We start from the raw sequence: 17060 nt of genomic DNA on the forward strand, positions 1-17060 counted from the left end.
CCTAATAAATCAGTCTTTATCTTTAATAAGATAGTCGGTAGAATAACTGACATTATATCCACCATTTTTCCATTTGATATGCTGCCACTCGTTGGTAACCAGTACAGGTACTTTTTTCTTTCGCCCATATAATGTAACAGGCAGACTGAATTCAGGTACTGTATTAGTAAACCTGTAATATAAATTGTTGCTTTTTATATACCATTCCAGAGTAGGAATATCATTTGTTCTCAGATATTGATCAAAAAAAGCTGCCAACTGTAGCCCTGTTTTTTTAGCAATATATGTTTCTACCTCTTTTGATGTAGTAATGCTGTGGTAAAAGTCTTTGTTGAGGTCTCTAAGCAATTGTCTGAATTGCTGATCGTTATTCATCATTACTCGTATCATATGCACTATAGAGGCTCCCTTGTCGTACTGGTCGCCCGAGCCATGGTCATGAATACCGTAGCTACCACATATAGGCTTGTCATTTCTGATATTCTTTCTTTCTCCAATGGTGTATGTAAAGGCTTTGTCTTTGCTAAAAGCACATTCGGTAAACAGGGCTTCGGTATAGGTAGTAAAGCCTTCATGTATCCAATTGTCGGTTATGTCTGCTGCGGTAATATTATTGCCAAACCATTCATGTCCTGTTTCGTGAATAATAATGAAATCAAATAGAAGTCCCACACCTGTACCGCTTCTGTCCATGCCTTTATATCCCATTTTGTATTCGTTACCATAAGCCACCGCACTCTGATGTTCCATACCCAAATGAGGTGCTTCTACGAGTTTGTAGCCATCTTGGTAAAAAGGGTAGGGTCCCATCCAGTATTCAAAACAGTGTAACATCTCCTTAGTTACCGAAAACTGTTTTTTAGCTTTTGCTTCATTGTATCTCAATACATAAAAGCTTAGGTCCAGTCGGCCATCTTCTCCCATCAAAGTGTCTTTCCAGCTCACGTAGTCGCCAATGTAAAAAGTAGCATCGTAACTATTAATGGGGTTCTTTACTGCCCATGTCCAACTATTGTTGGTTTCGTTATGTTTAAGGAGCCTACCATTACTAATAGCTGACAAGCCCTTGGGAGCGTTAATACGTAGCACCATACCGCTATCAGGCTCTTCTGCCTGATAGTCTTTACATGGCCACCAGCTACTAGCACCAAGCCCTTGACAGGCTACTGAATACCATGGTTTGCCAGTACTATCCTCAGACCAGATAAAACCGCCATCCCAAGGAGGCATTCTTGCTACTCTTGGTTGGCCATGATAATAGATGGTTATTTTATGGATTTCCCCTTTTTGCCAATGTAAGATAGAGGTGTTGACCCACCATACATTCTCTTCTCTGGTATATTGGAGTGCAAGACTACCATATTTAATGCTGTCTATCTCCATGGGTATTTGTAGGTCAATTTGGAATTGCTGTGTCGGTGCGTCCGTTACCAATAAGGTAATTGTGTTATGTCCGCTGATACTTCTTTGGGCAGTATCCATATCAATGGAAAGGTCATAGTGTAATACATCCCACCAGTATCTACCTGCTCCATTGCTACCTCTAAGTGTGTCCTGACGGCCATAAGCAAAACTGGTATTTGCTAGAAGCAAATACCAGATAATAAAAGTTAGTATTTTGATATTCATTGATGTTTGCATCACTTTTTAAGTACTTCCACATCAAAGATAAGCACTCCATTGGCAGGAATCTTATTAGGGTCAGGACTATTGGGGCCATAAGCCAAGCCTGACGGAATGTATAGCGTTCCCTTAGTTCCTTTTTTGAATAAAGCAACACCAATGTCCCAACCTTTGATAACCTGTCCTGCACCTAGCATGAACTTGAATGGCTCAACGTGCATGAATTTAGGATCAACATTAGAGTCAAACACTTTTCCATCTAGAGTACGACCTGTATAGTTTACATACACATTACTATCTTTTTGAGGTAGTTTACCATCACCATCTCTTTCAATAGAGTAATACAAACCGCTTTCGGTTTTACGAGCTTTGATATTATTCTTCTTGAAATAGTCTTGTAGTTTTCTATCGTCAATAACCTTTTGTTGTTTGGTCATTTCGTCTCTGTAGCGCTTCATTTGCTCCATAGATTTTACATCGACCATCACGATACGATAAACGATATGCTGCCCACTACCACGTTTCATCCAAGGGAGAACAGGTGTGCCTTGTTTGATAAGTGAATCAACCGGTACAAAAAGAATAGCGCTATCTCCCGCGGTCATTTCCATGAAACCTTCAGTAATGTCGCCATTAAAGTTCGGTTTCATGAGTTGAAATTCTACAGGTTCATTGTTATTCAACTGTCTACTGCTGTACAATACACTATCATCTACAGTATATGATAAGTGCATTTTTACATAATCACCAACCTCTGGTGTTTTACCACCTGGCTTGTCAATGATCATCCTGTATTTAAGACCGCCTTTTGTTACACTAGCACCTTTCATGTCTTGAGCAATGGTACTAAGCGGAAGTAGTAAAGCTGTAGCAGCTATTAGTATCTTATTCAACATCATTTATGTCTTCTGGTTTTGTTTTTATTTAATGTCTACCAACTCAACATCAAATATTAATATTGAATTAGCTGGTATTTTATTGGGGTCAGGAGTGTTTTCGCCATAAGCAAGGTAAGATGGTATATACAACACACCTTTAGCACCTTTATTAAGCAAGCTTATTCCTTCATCCCATCCTGCTATTACTCTACCTTGTCCAATAGGAAACTCAAGAGGTGATACATGACCAAATGCAGGGTCGGTACTAGAATCAAATGCTTTGCCATCAATGGTTCTTCCGGTATAGTTAACAGCTACAGTTTGTCCCTTAGTCGGTGTTGCTCCTGTTCCTTCTTGGTTGATCACATAGTATAGGCCAGATGCTGTTTTTTTAGGTTGTATTTTGTTTTTGGCAAAATACTCAGCTAGCAGTTTTTCATCAGTTTCTTTTTGAGCACCTGCTTTCTCACCCTTTTCCATGTTTATTTGTTCCTGAGTCTTTACTGTCTTCAAAGCAATGGAATAGTAAACATACTTGCCGGTATCCATCCAGTCTTGCTTACGTTGTCCGGTAGCAATAATGGTATCTACCAATACACGGAAGACAGCACTATCCCCGGCAGTAAGCATTTTGATACCTTCCATAAGATCTCCATTAAAAGAAGGTTCTTTCCATTTAAACTGAACAGGCTTGCCGTTATTTTGCTTTTTTGAGTCAAACATTATGCTATCCTCATAAACGGTAGTAATATGAAATTCAACCATATCACCATCTTGAGGGTATTGCGTACCTTTTACATCTTTTACCATCATATAACCAAGGCCACGTTCAGTTGTTTTAAACGTTTTTGTCTTGTTTTTAGATGACATCATTGTAACCTTACACGCTGAAAAAGTGGTAAGTGCAAAGGCCAGCAATATAAGTAGTCTACTATATCTCATTTATATTTCTCTTCTTATAAATTATTGGTTTTGTTGAGGTAGGTCTTTTTGTACATCAGTAATTTCTACTTCAAATACAAGGCAAGAATAAGGTCCTACCTCAGCACTTAAAGCTTGTCCGCCATATGCAAGAGCAGAAGGAATATAGAAATGAGCTTTACTTCCCTTTTGTAATAGTAGTATTCCTTCATCCCATCCTTTAATCACTTGTCCTTGTCCAGCAACGAAGCTAAATGGCTCAACGTGTTGGAATTTAGGATCAACATTAGAATCAAAAGCTACTCCAGCAAGGTTAGTACCTGTATATTTTACAGAAACGTAATTTTTAGGTTCGATCTTATCGCCACTACCTTGTTTGTCTATAGTGTAGTACAATCCTGACGCAGTTTTTTCAGGAGAGATACCCTTGTCTTTAAAGTAAGCTTGTAGCTGCTCATCATCTTTCTTTAGTTGTTCTGCATTTTTAGCCTGTTGCTCTTGGTCCATCTCTTCTCTTGTCTTAACATTTACAAGTACAGTTTCGTAAACAAGAGTATCGTCATCTTTAAACCACTCTGGATATTGTGCTCCTTCAGGTTGATATTTTTTAAGAGAATCCAACAAGATATAGAATACTGCACTGTCCCCAGGAGTTAATAATTGCAAGCCATATGTAAAACTACCTTTAAAAGGGTCTTCTTGCAATGGCATTGTATATGGTGATCCACCCATCATCATACGGGTATCATTAAGTATGCTATCCCTAACTTTTACTTTCAAGTGCACTTCAATGATGTCGCCAATTTTAGGGTGCTTTTCCCCTTCAGCGTCTTTGACAATTTTATACATCAATCCAGCATCAGTTCTTTTCAGACCGTTGTTGTTGTTGCAGCTAGAAACGCCTGCTAATAATATGCCTCCTAAGGCAAGTGTTGCTATTTGTTTTAACATCTTATTTTTAAAATTAGGGATGAATATCGGATAAAATTTCTTTAAAATATGTTAGAGTTTCTGAAAAACCTTTTGTAGAACGACCTCCTGAGGCATTAAAATGACCGCCTCCGTTAAAATATTCACGTGCAAAGCTGCTTACATCAAAATCGCCTTTGCTCCTGAAGGAGAATTTCACTTCATTATTTCCTCGCTCTGTAATTAAGGTAGCAAACTTAATACCTCTTATGCTTAAGGGGTAGTTGACCAATCCTTCCAGATCACTGGTGTTCACCTCAAAAAGCTTTAAGTCTTTTTTCTCTAAAGCGATCACGGCAGAGTTAAGGTGGGGTAGTATCTCCATTTTTTCAAGCAGTACATAACCTATAAACTGCATTCGTTTTACCGACCAAGAGTCATATACTTCTTCATGTATTTTGGCATGATCTAAGCCCTTGTGTTTTAGGTCAGCAATCATTTCATGCACACTTGCCGATGTTATAGTAAAACGGAAAGAGCCGGTATCAGTCATTAAGCCCGTATATAAACATTCTGCAATATTCAGGTCTATCAGCTCATTATCATTATATAGATTAATGAAGTCGTAGACCATTTCGCAGGTGCTACTTTTCTCCGGTATGCTCATACCATAGTCCCATACAGGGTCTGGCATGAGGTGGTGGTCTATTAGTACCTTGGGTTGTGGAGCTGCCGCTAGTGCATCAGAGAGTTTTCCTGTACGGCTAAAAGCATTGAAATCAAGACAGAAAATAAGGTCAGCATCAGCTAATAGTTGCTCAGAAACTTTTTGTTCTGCCTCATAGTTGTATAACTCTTCGATACCAGGCATCCACATCAAGAAGTCGGGTAGTTCACTTGGAGAAACCGAGGATACTTTGTGTCCTTTTTTGGTAAGGTAATGATGCAATCCCAACATGCTACCTATAGCATCACCATCAGGTTTGTGATGTGTGGTTATAAATATCTTCTTAGGATGTTGTAGTAACGAAAAAACGTCTTGTACGGGTTGCATTATATTATCCTGTCAATGTTAGTGGGCAAATGTAAGCATCAATAGTTATCTATCCATATGTATTAATACTAAAGTTGTAAATAAACAGTACATTTGCGCCCAACAATCAAAAAACGTTTAAATATATAGTATGTCTAATCGCACTTTTACAATGATCAAGCCTGATGCTACTGCTGCAGGAAACATTGGAAACATTCTACAAATGATTAATGCTGCTGGTTTCAGAATAGTGGCTATGAAGTACACTAAGATGAGCAAAGAGCAAGCTGGTCAGTTTTACGAAGTACATAAAGAGCGTCCATTCTATGGCGAATTAACTGATTTTATGAGTAGTGGTTCTATCGTAGCGGCTATTTTAGAAAAAGATAACGCTGTTGCTGATTTCAGAGCATTAATAGGTGCTACTAACCCTGCAGAAGCTGCTGAAGGTACTATCCGTAAGAAGTATGCTACTTCTATTGGTGAGAATGCTGTTCACGGTTCTGATAGTGATGAGAATGCTGCTATTGAAGGTAACTTCTTCTTTAGCGGTTTGGAAAGATTCTAATATTAATAACTTTATATGTAAAGGGCTATACATTTAATGTATAGCCCTTTGCGTTTAGGAGTTGAGCATATGTTTCAGCCCTTCATTTTTATTTCTTAGGTCATGGCCGTTTTCGAGGTATGATTTTAGGTTGGCCAGATAAAAGGTCCAACCGTTTTGGCAGCCAATATGATAATTGACCTGAGATAGCTCATCAGTTGGTATTTCACTTTGGGTAAGCATAACAATGGTTTTGTCCAGCACTTTACCTATTTCTACAGTTACTATACCTGCATTGCCGAAAGTAAAAGATAGCTTATCGATACCATTGGCAGATAGTACTTCGCCTTTTTCCATTACGTCGTCGCCATAGCCATGCCATAGCCATTCATATTTATCTCCGCTATGTATGTTCTCGTGTTTAGCCCTTTTTTTATCAGCTGAATAATAAAAGGTGGCAGACCGTAAAAACCATTTTTCTAAAATATCAGGTATCGTCCAAGCCAGATAAACGGCATCAGCAGGTACATTAATATCTATCTTTTTTACAAACTTGCTCCAGTCAAAACTCATAAGCTCTGTTATTGAAACAACTAATATACTATAAACAAAAAAAAGCAGGTGTTCATACACCTGCCTAAATAATATATTTAAGTTTTATTTGTTTTTACTTCGGTGGTCGACTACCTTTTTGATACCCAGTCCAACGCCTGCAACAGCTAGGAAAGAAAGCCCTCCGTCTAGAGGTATGTCATTTCCATCATCGTCGTCGTCGTCTCCATCATCATCATCATCACCGTTGTTATAATCTTTCCACTTCTTCCTTTTGATAGATTTGTCTCCATTAGGAGTACTTTCAAATGATTTGAAAATATCTACAATATCCTCAATAGTAGACGCGATGTTACTAAATGAATTGTTGACTATAGCTGCAGAACTATTTGTTGGGCTCATGACCATAAATAAGGCCACTACCAACATTATAGCAATGTTGTGAATTCTCATACTTTCCTCTTTGTTGCAAATAAATGGCTCTATATAGCATCTCTGCTTGGGCAAATATACTATATATAGATTTATTCAACGGATTAACAAATTGAAAAGTAGAGTGTTAGCTACTATTTATCCGTATTTTTCTTGCTTTTGCGCTTAGCTACAGCTTTTTTAATGCCAAGACCAGCTCCGGCAACTGCAAGTAAACTCAATCCTCCGTCAAGAGGTACATCATTACCGCCACAGTTGTGGTTACAGCCATAGTACCAGCAGTACCATGTATGGCTATGGTAGCCACAGCCACAGCTGCTACCGCCCCAACCCCAAGTTGCATTAGAGGTTTTTGGCATTGCCAAAAGCATGAAGACTAGGATGAATGTTACTTTACTAAGTTGTTTAAAGAGTTTCATGTGTTTTAGTTTTACTTTTTGTGCGCTGTTTACTTTTTTGTTTTTGAATCTTTGTGTTTTCTATTCTTTATTCAATTTCGTTAATACATATATCATTAATAAGGGTAGTGGACTGCAAAAGGCATATCTCAATGTGCTTATAATATCTAAAAAGCTTTTATTGAACCATTGCCATTGCCAAGTGATGATGCCTACTAGTATTAGCACTACTATAAAAGCAGTATATATCAGTAGCCACAATCGCTTTGTCCAACTGTGTGGGTGTTTTTTCCATCCCCAGTAGCCTACAACCAAGGTCAAAGACAATATGATCAAATGACCTGTTTGGCGTATCATTGCAGGGATAATTCTGGCAGCCATGCCTTCTGAAAATAGCTGATGATCTACCCAGCATATCAGTGTGATGGCAATAGCTGATATCCAAAGTCGTTGCTTATACGTCACTTACTTTAATTTTTCGGACATACAATAACCAGCCTGCAAATACTACCGCATAGATCACTATTTTAAAAGCATAGTGATGAGCAAATTGTGTCATAGAGTGGCTTTGATAGTACATTACAGCCAATAAAGCTGTTCGTACCAGATTTAGTAGATAGATAACCAATGTACCCACTACAATAAAGCCTAACATCTTTTTCCAATTGCTAGGTATGCACAGTATAAACCCTATATAAAGAACTATTAATTCTAAACCGTTGCATTCGGGAGCTATATTTACTGACCGTATATTGTCAATAAGTATGCTAGACCCTTGTGCCGTAACTGTGTTGAAAAATGGTTGTAGTAACTTAATCGTTCCGGTTTGTACCGCAGCTGTCAGTTGTTCGTCGGGGATTCCTATTCGTTCCAGTAAGAGATGATATAGTAATTTCTAACCGATGAACAATATGAGAGCTCTGATAACAAATGGTTTTGCGCTTGGTGGCAAAACATTCTTAAGACCAATACTCATAAGTTCAACAAGTTACAATTACTCCCTGAAACTCTATATGTAATTTTCTCTGAGGTGTTGTAAATACCTCTAATCCTACTACAAAGGTGTGCTTTTTTTCTTACATATGGAATTTTTTTTGCTGCTTAACAACTCGTTAAGAAAAAAAACTGTATTTCAATGGGGTTATGTATTTGATTATCAACCCTGTTTGCCGCTATTCTGGACGAGGGGTTATCCAGCTATGATGTTTAAAGTGAAGCCATGGTTCAGTGGCTAAATCTACCTCAGGGTCAATTATTAGTCTTTCGGGTTTGCCATTCAAGGAGCAATAGCAGTATCCATGTACTGCTACGTCATATCCTTCTTTTTTATATTTTTCTTTGAGTAGTTGTGCAAATTGCCATATCATGTCAGGGTGGTGGGCAACGTCTTTCACCTGAAAAGGAGCTAAATAGTCATCAGGGGTTACGGTCCATTTTTGATCGTTTTTTTTATCTTTTACTATATAGTAAGAGCGACCTCTTTTGGTACGTAGCATCATTCTCCATGCCATTTTATGTCCTTCCTCTGTCCACGCTACGTCCCCTTCTATGAAATGATGGCGAATGGGTAAGCATATTTGCCATATGAAATAAATGCTGAATATACCTACAATCAGCCTGCGTATATGCAGGGTGGGGACTTTATAGTCTGCTGTAAAGGACTTAGGCGTTTTTAATAGGTTGTCAAATTCTTCTCCAGGATAAAAGAATACCGCTAAGCTCATAGCCATATAAGGGAAACTGCCTATGCCAAAGGTAGCAGAGTTGAAGAAATGGAAGAATAACATGGCAAACATGGCATATTTTCTTGTCTTCTTCCATAACAATGCCGGTGTTATCAATAAGTCGAACAGTAGGCCTCCATAAGCAACAAACCAAGGGAACCATGCCGTACCGTATAGTTTACCTATATATGGTATGGACGCTTTTTTTGAAAACCACAGTTTTATGGGCATCGCTTGAAGCCAATCAGGGTTCATCTTTGCTATGGCGGCAAATGTATACATAATGCCTATCTGTATTATGAACACAAGAATATACCATCTAGCACAGGTATAAGCAGGGGAAACATGTCTCCATTTTACATCTAAGGAGGCTCTTTTATTAGCGGGCATTAATGTCATCAGCCAGCAAAGTATCACCATTAGGTAATAGTGATTATTGTAATGGTTCTTTTGAGAAAAATAGAAGCCTGTCCACAGTATGGCCATTATTATTGATGCCGGCCTGTAAAACCAACCTAAAGCAATGAGTAGGGCACATAGTAGCATTATGGCATAGTACCAGTACATGATCGGTCCATGTAGCGCGTGTAAGAACTCGAAACCTATAAATGTAAAATTATACTGTGTGGTTATATATACTTCTTTTACCCACCCACTGGTTAGTGCGCCTAAAAACTCGAAAGACATCACCAAGCCAAACAGTATTCTGAATACAATAAGAGATCCATTGTTTATAGGCGTAAATAGGTAATGGTGTGTTTTAGACAATCTGTTGGACATAGTAATACGATATGTGCTAAAATACATTTTGTACATAAAAAAAGCCGGCTTGTAGCCGACTTTATATGAAATGTGATTATTGATTAAAGTAGATCTTTCAGCTTATTAATAAAGATGTCCACTTCTTCTTTGGTGTTATGTTTGCAGAAAGAAATACGTACCGGAGCTAATTGATCTGCTTCTGCTCCGTATAGAGATTGGATCACATGGCTTACTGTTGATGCTCCACTGCTACAAGCGCTACCGCCACTTACACATATACCTGCCATATCCAAGTTCATCATGAGCATTTCTGTTTTTTCACTGGCAGGAAAGGCAACACTCAATACAGTATATAAACAGTTGCCTTCTGCATCACCATTCAGTCTAGCGTTAGGGAAGTTTGCTTTTATCTGCTCAATAGCATATTGCTTTAGGTCTAAGATATATGCTTTATCTGCATCATGGTTTTTAGTGGCAATTTCAAGTGCTTTGGCAAAACCAATGATACCATACAAATTCTCTGTACCTGCACGCATATTACGTTCTTGTGCTCCGCCAACTAGTAGTGGCTTGATAGATATATCTGCATTGATATATAATATTCCTGCTCCTTTTGGGCCATGAAATTTATGGCCTGATGCACTTGCGAAATGTACCTTAAGGCTATCAAAATTGATAGGGTAGTGACCAATGGTCTGTACCATATCGCAATGAAGAATTGCGTTATACTTTTCGCATAAATCACCTACTGCTTCAATATTTAAGAGGTTGCCAATTTCATTATTAGCATGCATTAGCGTTACTAAAGTCTTCTCATTACTGGCTAATAATTCTTCTAGATGAGCTAGATCCACATGGCCATTATCCAAGAGCTTTACGAGGCTCACTTTAGCTTGGTCTGTAGCACCAAGGCGTTCTACATTATATAAAGTAGCATGGTGCTCAATACCTGTAGAAATAACATGCTTACATCCTAGATCTTTTACGGCACAATTAATGGCAGTATTGCTACTTTCTGTTCCTCCAGAGGTAAAGAATATTTCACTAGGGTGTGCTCCTAGTATTTTAGCAACAGTTTTTCTTGCAGTTTCTACGGCAATTTTAGTCTCTCTACCGTAGGAATATATTGATGATGGATTACCAAACTTCTCCGTCAAATAAGGCATCATCGCTTCCAGTACGTCAGGAGAAAGAGATGTTGTCGCTGCGTTATCAAAATATATTCTTTGCATATGCTTTATTGAATGGGTAAAAATCGTGCGCGAAGCTACCAAAATCTCTTCAATTTATTGGTAGATACATCCATTCAAGGGGGTAATACGTCATTTTTTCGCGTATAAAGCTTCAGCCACGCTATATGGCGTGGCTGATGTATGTTGTATCTATTTACCTATTTAGAAAGGAGGTGGTTCATTATCGTTAGGGTTGCTCGGGGGCAATGGAGGACCGTTAAGGTCATCATCGTCAAAGTTGACATCATTTGCTTTCGATGGCAGTGTTTGAAAACCGCTAGGTACAAACATCTTAGAGCCACCAAAGTCACTATTATCTCTGCCACGCATACCTGCAAAAGGATTATCTCCGCTAGGTGGCATCATATCGCCACCGCCGCCGCCATGACCACCATCAAAACCAAAGTCGTCATTTGGCATGTCAACAAACTTCTGGAACTCTTTGATGAAACGGATCTTTACGGTGTCGGTACTACCATTACGGTGCTTAGCTATGTGTACGTGGGTCTCACCCTCAATGGGTTGTCCCATTTCATCATTTTCAATACCATAGTATTCAGGACGGTATAAGAACATGACCATATCAGCATCCTGCTCAATGGCTCCAGATTCCCTAAGGTCACTCAATTGAGGCACTTTAGAGTCTTTTCTCGATTCTACTGAACGGTTTAGTTGAGATAGAGCAATGATCGGAATATCCAATTCTTTTGCCAGAGCCTTCAAGTCACGTGATATCTTAGAGATTTCTTGCTCTCTATTACCACCTTTGTCAACCGAGGCTTGCATCAACTGTAAGTAGTCAATTATAATTAATTGAATATCATGCTTTTGTTTAAGTCTTCTTGCTTTGGCGCGAAGTTCAAATATATTCAAGGCTGCTTGGTCGTCTAAGAATATCTGCGCACTAGCCAGCTTATTCATCCTTTGTGTCATTTGGATGAATTCATGCTCTTGCATACGCCCTTTGGTAATGGCGTTCATGTGTACTTCTGTAACAGCTGCGAGCATTCTTTTTACTATCTGACCCGAACCCATCTCCAGCGAGAATACTGCAACAGGGTATGGTTTCTTCGAATTCATGGCAGCATTCATAGCCAAGTTTAGCGAGAATGCGGTCTTACCTACAGCAGGACGTGCAGCGAGGATGATCAAGTCGGTCTTTTGCCAACCCGAAGTAAGCTTGTCTAGATCAGTAAATCCAGAAGGTACACCCGTCATGTCATCCTTTCTGTTCTTAGCTTCTTCAATTTCGTGTACAGTACGTACCAATACATCTTTAAGGCTGGAGAAGTTCTTTCTAAGGTGTTTATCTGTTATCTCATAAAGGTTAGACTCGGCTTTGTCTAACAGGTCAAAAACATCAGTACTATCTTCGTAAGCCTCACCAATTACCTGGCTTGAAATTCGTATCAACTCACGTTGTATGAATTTCTCCATCACTATTCTAGCGTGAGCTTCTACGTGTGCACTGGATACGACACTCATGGTCAGTTTAGTGATGTAGTATGCACCACCAACTATTTCCAGTTCATTGCTCTTTCTAAGTTCTTCTGTAACCGTTAGTAGGTCAACAGGCATACCTTTATCAAACAATCGTCTGATGGCAGCATATATCTTTTGGTGTGCGTCTACATAAAAACAGTCCGCACTTTGGATGATCTCTAATACTTCAGCCAGTTTGTCTTTTTCCAACATCACAGCACCTAGCACTGCTTCTTCAAGATCGTTGGCTTGTGGTGGCACTTTCCCGTAAATCATGGAGGTGTTATCTACTTTTTTGCCTCTGGCTCGGGTGTTGCCAAAATCTTTTTTTACGTCTACGGCCATTATTGGGTTAGCTCTATTTTTTATAATGTTTAAGTATAGTCCTATGATAGCCCAAATTCATTGTTAAGCTAATATTACCTAAAGGTTAACTGAATGGGGGGAAACGAATGTAAAGCGTTTTTTTTGTCTCTCATCACTTTTTCGTGATAATAATTATCAAAAGCTATTAACCATATATCAATCCATGTACACAGATAAAATTCACTTATACACTTGTTATCCACCAGTTATCTATAATATACAGAATAATACCCATACAATTCACATGTGAACTGTTAATAAAACATTTGAGCAGGTATTTTTTTTAAAACATGTTATTTGCTATAATGAAGGTTATCTTTACGGCAAATTTTAATAAAAAATGACGATTTCCTATTCTTGGTTGTTGCAATATCTACCGGAAGAGTTACCATTAGATGAGTTGTGTACTATTCTTACTTCTATAGGTTTGGAAGTAGAGGGGGTAGACACTGTAGAAGTGATAAAAGGTAGCTTGAAAGGTTTGGTGATAGGTGAAGTGCTTACTTGCGAAAAACACCCTGACGCGGATAAACTAAAAGTAACTACAGTAAATATAGGCGCTGATGAGCCTTTAAATATAGTATGTGGTGCCCCAAATGTGGCAGCAGGCCAAAAAGTGGTGGTAGCACCTGTTGGTAGCCATGTACATCCTACCAATGGCGAGTCTTTCCCTATCAAGAAGGCAAAAATACGTGGAGTGGCCAGTCAGGGTATGATATGTGCTGAAGATGAAATAGGGTTAGGTACAGACCATGGTGGTATCATGGTGTTGGATAGTACGGCTACAGTAGGTGTATTGGCCAAAGACTATTTTGACATACCGCAGCCAGATCATGCTATACATATAGGACTCACGCCCAACCGCTCTGATGCGATGAGCCATATTGGTACGGCTAAGGATGTTTGTGCCTATCTAACGCATCATAGAGGTAAGAAGTATGAAGTAGTTTATCCTGAAGTAAATATACCTGAGGCAAAAGAGAATAGACCGATCAAAGTAAATATAAAAGCCGAAGATGCTTGTCTTCGTTATATGGGGCTTACCGTATCAGATCTTAAAGTGGCACCTTCACCTGATTGGTTGAGGCTGAAACTGGAGGCAATTGGTGTTCGCTCCATTAATAATATAGTAGATATTACCAACTATGTTTTGCATGAGTGGGGGCAGCCTTTACATGCCTTTGATGCAGATAAGATAGAAGGTGATGAAATTAATGTTCAGTTCCTTCCACAAGATACCAAGTTTATCACATTGGATGATACAGAAAGGAGACTACGTGATGCTGATTTGATGATATGCGATAAGCAAAATGGCTTATGTATAGCAGGGGTGTTTGGTGGTGCTACTAGTGGTGTTACAGATGCAACAACTACTGTATTCCTTGAGAGCGCTTATTTTGATGCTATGCATGTAAGGCGTACTTCTATGCATCATGGGTTACGTACCGATGCTGCAACTCATTTTGAGAAAGGAGTAGATATCAATGCACTAGAGCCAGCACTAAAAAGGGCAGCAGTGCTAATGGTAGAGCTGGCTGGCGGACAGATAGCTTCTGAGATTTCAGATAATTATCCTAAGCAGCCTGAAGTAGTGAAAATCAATGTTGCTTACGATTATGTAAGAACTTTGAGCGGTAAAGATTATAGCAACAGTGCTATTAAGGATGTGCTTGTTGCTCTTGGTTTTACTATTGAGGGAGAAACAGAAAATGGTATAGAAGTAATAGTGCCTACAAACAAACCAGATGTGCTACAGCCTGCTGATATAGTAGAGGAGGTTTTGCGTATTGACGGGCTGGATAATATCAAAATACCAGAACGTTTGAATATCTCGTTGAATAAACCAATGCCAAACGATCGCGCTGTTAAAAACAAAATAGCCGATGTGTTAGCCGCAGGTGGTTTTTATGAGATCGTTACCAATTCCATTGTAAACAGTAAGCATTACCCTGACAGAGCAGACCTTGTAAAAATGCTGAATAGCTTAACGAGTGAGCTGGACGTGTTGAGACCTTCTATGTTGGAGAGTGGATTGGAGGTAATGCAATATAACTACAACAGAAAGCAGACGGACTTGTTATTGTTTGAATTTGGTAAAATATACACTCAGCAAGAGCAAAAGTATTACGAAGAAGAGCAATTGGTGCTTTACGCAACAGGTAATGCAGCTGCTCAAGGGTGGAACCAAAAAGCTCAAGCTGTTGATACCTTCTACTTGAAAGCGGTAGTAGAGAAACTAATGCAGGATAGTGGTATCAGTAAAGTGAAATTGAGTTATACTGATGGCAAAACTATATGGAGCTGGAAGAAACAGACGTTGTGTACACTTGAAGAAGTGGCAATGAAGAAAGCTGATCAGTATGATATAAAACAACCTGTATATGTAGCAACGATAGTATGGAGCAAATGGCTTGAAGCTATGGCCGCATCTAAAGTACAGTATAAAGAAGTACCTAAATATCCTACGGTGTATAGGGACTTAGCTATTGTTTTAGATAAGAGCGTTGCTTACAACGAAGTGGAGCAAGTGACCACAAAACTGAATATTCCATTCTTGCAAACTTATGGTCTGTTCGATATTTTTGAAAGTGAAAAGATCGGTGCTGATAAAAAGTCTTTAGCCTTAAATTATTCTTTCCAGTTAGAAGACCGTACTTTAACTGATGCGGAAGTAGATAAGGTGATGCAACAATTGATAGACGCTTACAAGAAACAGCTTAACGCACAAATACGAGAGTAATGCAAAACTTTACGGTGCTTAATGAAAAACTGGACCTGCTGCTTAAGAAGTACACTTCTTTAAAGCAGGAAAAAGAGCATTTACAAGCTACCATTGTAAAGCAGAATAAGCTGATCGAAGAATTGAACAACAAGCTTATTAAGCTTGAAGATGATGTAGCTTCCAGTAAGACCAATGCTGTGATAGCAAATGATAAAGACAAGAAAGCGGTAAAAAAACAAATAGACACTTTGATTACCGATATTGATAAAATAATGGCTACGCTAGATGATTAATAAGGCTTTTTTATTGGTTGTGGTAGCCGTGCTTACTTCTCTTTTTATTACCTCTTGTGAAGAAGTTAGAGATCCTTGTTTAGAGCCTACAACAGTTGCTTTGGTTTTTGGTACATACCTGCCTGCCGATACTGGAAGTGCTGGTAAAAAATACGAATTGCCAAAGGCTGTTATGGGGTGGGTGGATACGCCTTCTGTGTATTATAACGGTGTAAAAGCGAGTAGCTTCCCGATAAGGCTATCCAGTATTGCAGATAGCTCTAGGTGGTATATATGGCCCGATTCGGCCGCTACTACAGGTATAGATACGGTTACTTTCTTTTATGAGCGCAAGCCACGTTTTTTGTCTACCGCATGCGGGTATATTTTTACCTATAGTTTAAAGAATGTGACGAGTACGAATTACAATATTGATTCTATAAAAATCACAAATACAGAAGTTAATACCGATGCCAATATCGAGCATGTTAAAATATTCTTTTAGTATTCTCTTAATGCTAATGGTAGGTGCTGTTTTTGCTCAAGACAGTACGAGTGCTAATGTGCCCGATGGTAAAACCATAAGTAATCAGCTTAGAATCAACTTAGAGATCAGCAAACCTTTTACTACACTTTTTCAAGATAGATATACTAACTATGAAATGGAGGTAGACTACTACTGGAAAAAAGAAGGCTACTTGTCTTTGGAAGGTGGTTACGGTACAGCTACTGTAGACTATACCGACTTGAAGTATAATAGTACTAACACCTTTGTGAAAGTGGGCTATAATAAGAGTATGCTATCTCGTATAATGCCTAAAGATTGGGATATGGCCTTTATTGGTGTAAGGTATGCCGTAGGCTTTATCAATCGTGGTGATGCTAACTATTTAATTGTAGATAGTACTTGGGGTAATACACCTGGAGTAGTTGCTGGAAAAACTTTGACCGCACATTGGGCTGAAGTAGTAGGTGGTGTTAAAGTGGAAGTGTACAAAGGTTTTTTCTTAGGATGGACTGCAAGAGGTAAGTTTTTATTGAATCAAAAACAGTTTAAGGAATTGCCACCATCCTACATGGCAGGTTATGGGAAAGGGGATAAGAATACCATATTCGATTTTAACTTCTACTTCAGTTATGCTATAAGATGGGACAAAAAGAAAGCGACTAAATAGTCGCTTTGAAAATATTGTCTCTCTCTTATCTA

General features: G+C 38.8%; 18 protein-coding genes. 5 read left to right on the forward strand and 13 right to left on the reverse strand.

Going from position 1 to position 17060, the window contains the following annotated elements; translation table 11 throughout:
* Positions 1-9: 9 nt before the first annotated feature.
* From R2800_04290 to R2800_04310, 5 genes are read right to left on the reverse strand one after another with little or no spacing between them, the layout of a single operon-like run.
* Positions 10-1629 (reverse strand): M1 family metallopeptidase, encoded by a 1620-nt coding sequence (locus R2800_04290; protein ID MEZ5016247.1) that lies wholly within the window; start codon positions 1627-1629, stop codon positions 10-12.
* Positions 1630-1640: 11 nt separating this feature from the next.
* A complete protein-coding gene (locus R2800_04295; protein MEZ5016248.1) occupies positions 1641-2522 on the reverse strand; it encodes an FKBP-type peptidyl-prolyl cis-trans isomerase in 882 nt (293 codons plus the stop codon).
* A gap of 21 nt (positions 2523-2543) precedes the next feature.
* Positions 2544-3443: an FKBP-type peptidyl-prolyl cis-trans isomerase gene (locus tag R2800_04300; GenBank protein ID MEZ5016249.1), complete on the reverse strand. Its 900-nt coding sequence runs from the start codon at positions 3441-3443 to the stop codon at positions 2544-2546.
* A 21-nt stretch (positions 3444-3464) separates the two neighbouring features.
* Positions 3465-4373, reverse strand: a complete 909-nt coding sequence (locus R2800_04305) for an FKBP-type peptidyl-prolyl cis-trans isomerase (protein MEZ5016250.1) — start codon at positions 4371-4373, stop codon at positions 3465-3467.
* 13 nt (positions 4374-4386) lie between these two features.
* Positions 4387-5385: a DHH family phosphoesterase gene (locus R2800_04310; GenBank protein MEZ5016251.1), complete on the reverse strand. Its 999-nt coding sequence runs from the start codon at positions 5383-5385 to the stop codon at positions 4387-4389.
* Positions 5386-5515: 130 nt separating this feature from the next.
* On the opposite strand from R2800_04310, the gene R2800_04315 reads away from it, so the two are divergent.
* The gene (locus tag R2800_04315; GenBank protein ID MEZ5016252.1) at positions 5516-5932 is read left to right on the forward strand and encodes a nucleoside-diphosphate kinase; all 417 of its coding nucleotides are present in this window, start codon (positions 5516-5518) and stop codon (positions 5930-5932) included.
* Between the two features lie 54 nt (positions 5933-5986).
* On the opposite strand, the gene R2800_04320 is transcribed toward R2800_04315, so the two are convergent.
* The 8 genes from R2800_04320 to dnaB form a co-directional block, all read right to left on the reverse strand.
* Positions 5987-6484 carry an SRPBCC family protein gene (locus R2800_04320; protein ID MEZ5016253.1) on the reverse strand — a complete coding sequence of 166 codons (498 nt, stop codon included), beginning with the start codon at positions 6482-6484 and terminating at the stop codon, positions 5987-5989.
* Positions 6485-6568: 84 nt separating this feature from the next.
* Positions 6569-6916: a hypothetical protein gene (locus R2800_04325; GenBank protein MEZ5016254.1), complete on the reverse strand. Its 348-nt coding sequence runs from the start codon at positions 6914-6916 to the stop codon at positions 6569-6571.
* A gap of 113 nt (positions 6917-7029) precedes the next feature.
* Positions 7030-7314 carry a hypothetical protein gene (locus tag R2800_04330; protein MEZ5016255.1) on the reverse strand — a complete coding sequence of 95 codons (285 nt, stop codon included), beginning with the start codon at positions 7312-7314 and terminating at the stop codon, positions 7030-7032.
* A gap of 60 nt (positions 7315-7374) precedes the next feature.
* Positions 7375-7758, reverse strand: coding sequence for a hypothetical protein (locus R2800_04335; GenBank protein ID MEZ5016256.1), 384 nt, complete (start codon positions 7756-7758; stop codon positions 7375-7377).
* The gene (locus R2800_04340) at positions 7748-8167 is read right to left on the reverse strand and encodes an archaeosortase/exosortase family protein (GenBank protein ID MEZ5016257.1); all 420 of its coding nucleotides are present in this window, start codon (positions 8165-8167) and stop codon (positions 7748-7750) included. The genes R2800_04335 and R2800_04340 overlap by 11 nt, the downstream gene beginning before the upstream one ends.
* A gap of 298 nt (positions 8168-8465) precedes the next feature.
* Complete coding sequence (locus R2800_04345; GenBank protein MEZ5016258.1) at positions 8466-9797, reverse strand: HTTM domain-containing protein; 1332 nt, start codon at positions 9795-9797, stop codon at positions 8466-8468.
* 83 nt (positions 9798-9880) lie between these two features.
* Complete coding sequence (locus R2800_04350; GenBank protein MEZ5016259.1) at positions 9881-11011, reverse strand: cysteine desulfurase family protein; 1131 nt, start codon at positions 11009-11011, stop codon at positions 9881-9883.
* A 162-nt stretch (positions 11012-11173) separates the two neighbouring features.
* Positions 11174-12838 carry a replicative DNA helicase gene (gene dnaB, locus R2800_04355; GenBank protein MEZ5016260.1) on the reverse strand — a complete coding sequence of 555 codons (1665 nt, stop codon included), beginning with the start codon at positions 12836-12838 and terminating at the stop codon, positions 11174-11176.
* Positions 12839-13199: 361 nt separating this feature from the next.
* On the opposite strand from dnaB, the gene pheT reads away from it, so the two are divergent.
* From pheT to R2800_04375, 4 genes are read left to right on the forward strand one after another with little or no spacing between them, the layout of a single operon-like run.
* Positions 13200-15599 carry a phenylalanine--tRNA ligase subunit beta gene (gene pheT, locus R2800_04360; GenBank protein ID MEZ5016261.1) on the forward strand — a complete coding sequence of 800 codons (2400 nt, stop codon included), beginning with the start codon at positions 13200-13202 and terminating at the stop codon, positions 15597-15599.
* The gene (locus tag R2800_04365) at positions 15599-15874 is read left to right on the forward strand and encodes a hypothetical protein (protein MEZ5016262.1); all 276 of its coding nucleotides are present in this window, start codon (positions 15599-15601) and stop codon (positions 15872-15874) included. Before pheT ends, R2800_04365 begins: the two co-directional genes overlap by 1 nt.
* On the forward strand, positions 15867-16358 hold the full coding sequence (locus R2800_04370; protein ID MEZ5016263.1) for a DUF6452 family protein: 492 nt from the start codon (positions 15867-15869) through the stop codon (positions 16356-16358). The genes R2800_04365 and R2800_04370 overlap by 8 nt, the downstream gene beginning before the upstream one ends.
* On the forward strand, positions 16339-17028 hold the full coding sequence (locus R2800_04375) for a DUF6048 family protein (GenBank protein ID MEZ5016264.1): 690 nt from the start codon (positions 16339-16341) through the stop codon (positions 17026-17028). The genes R2800_04370 and R2800_04375 overlap by 20 nt, the downstream gene beginning before the upstream one ends.
* Positions 17029-17060 lie beyond the last annotated feature (32 nt).

Origin of the sequence: Flavipsychrobacter sp. (assembly GCA_041392855.1) — a bacterium.
GTDB lineage: Bacteria > Bacteroidota > Bacteroidia > Chitinophagales > Chitinophagaceae > UBA5543.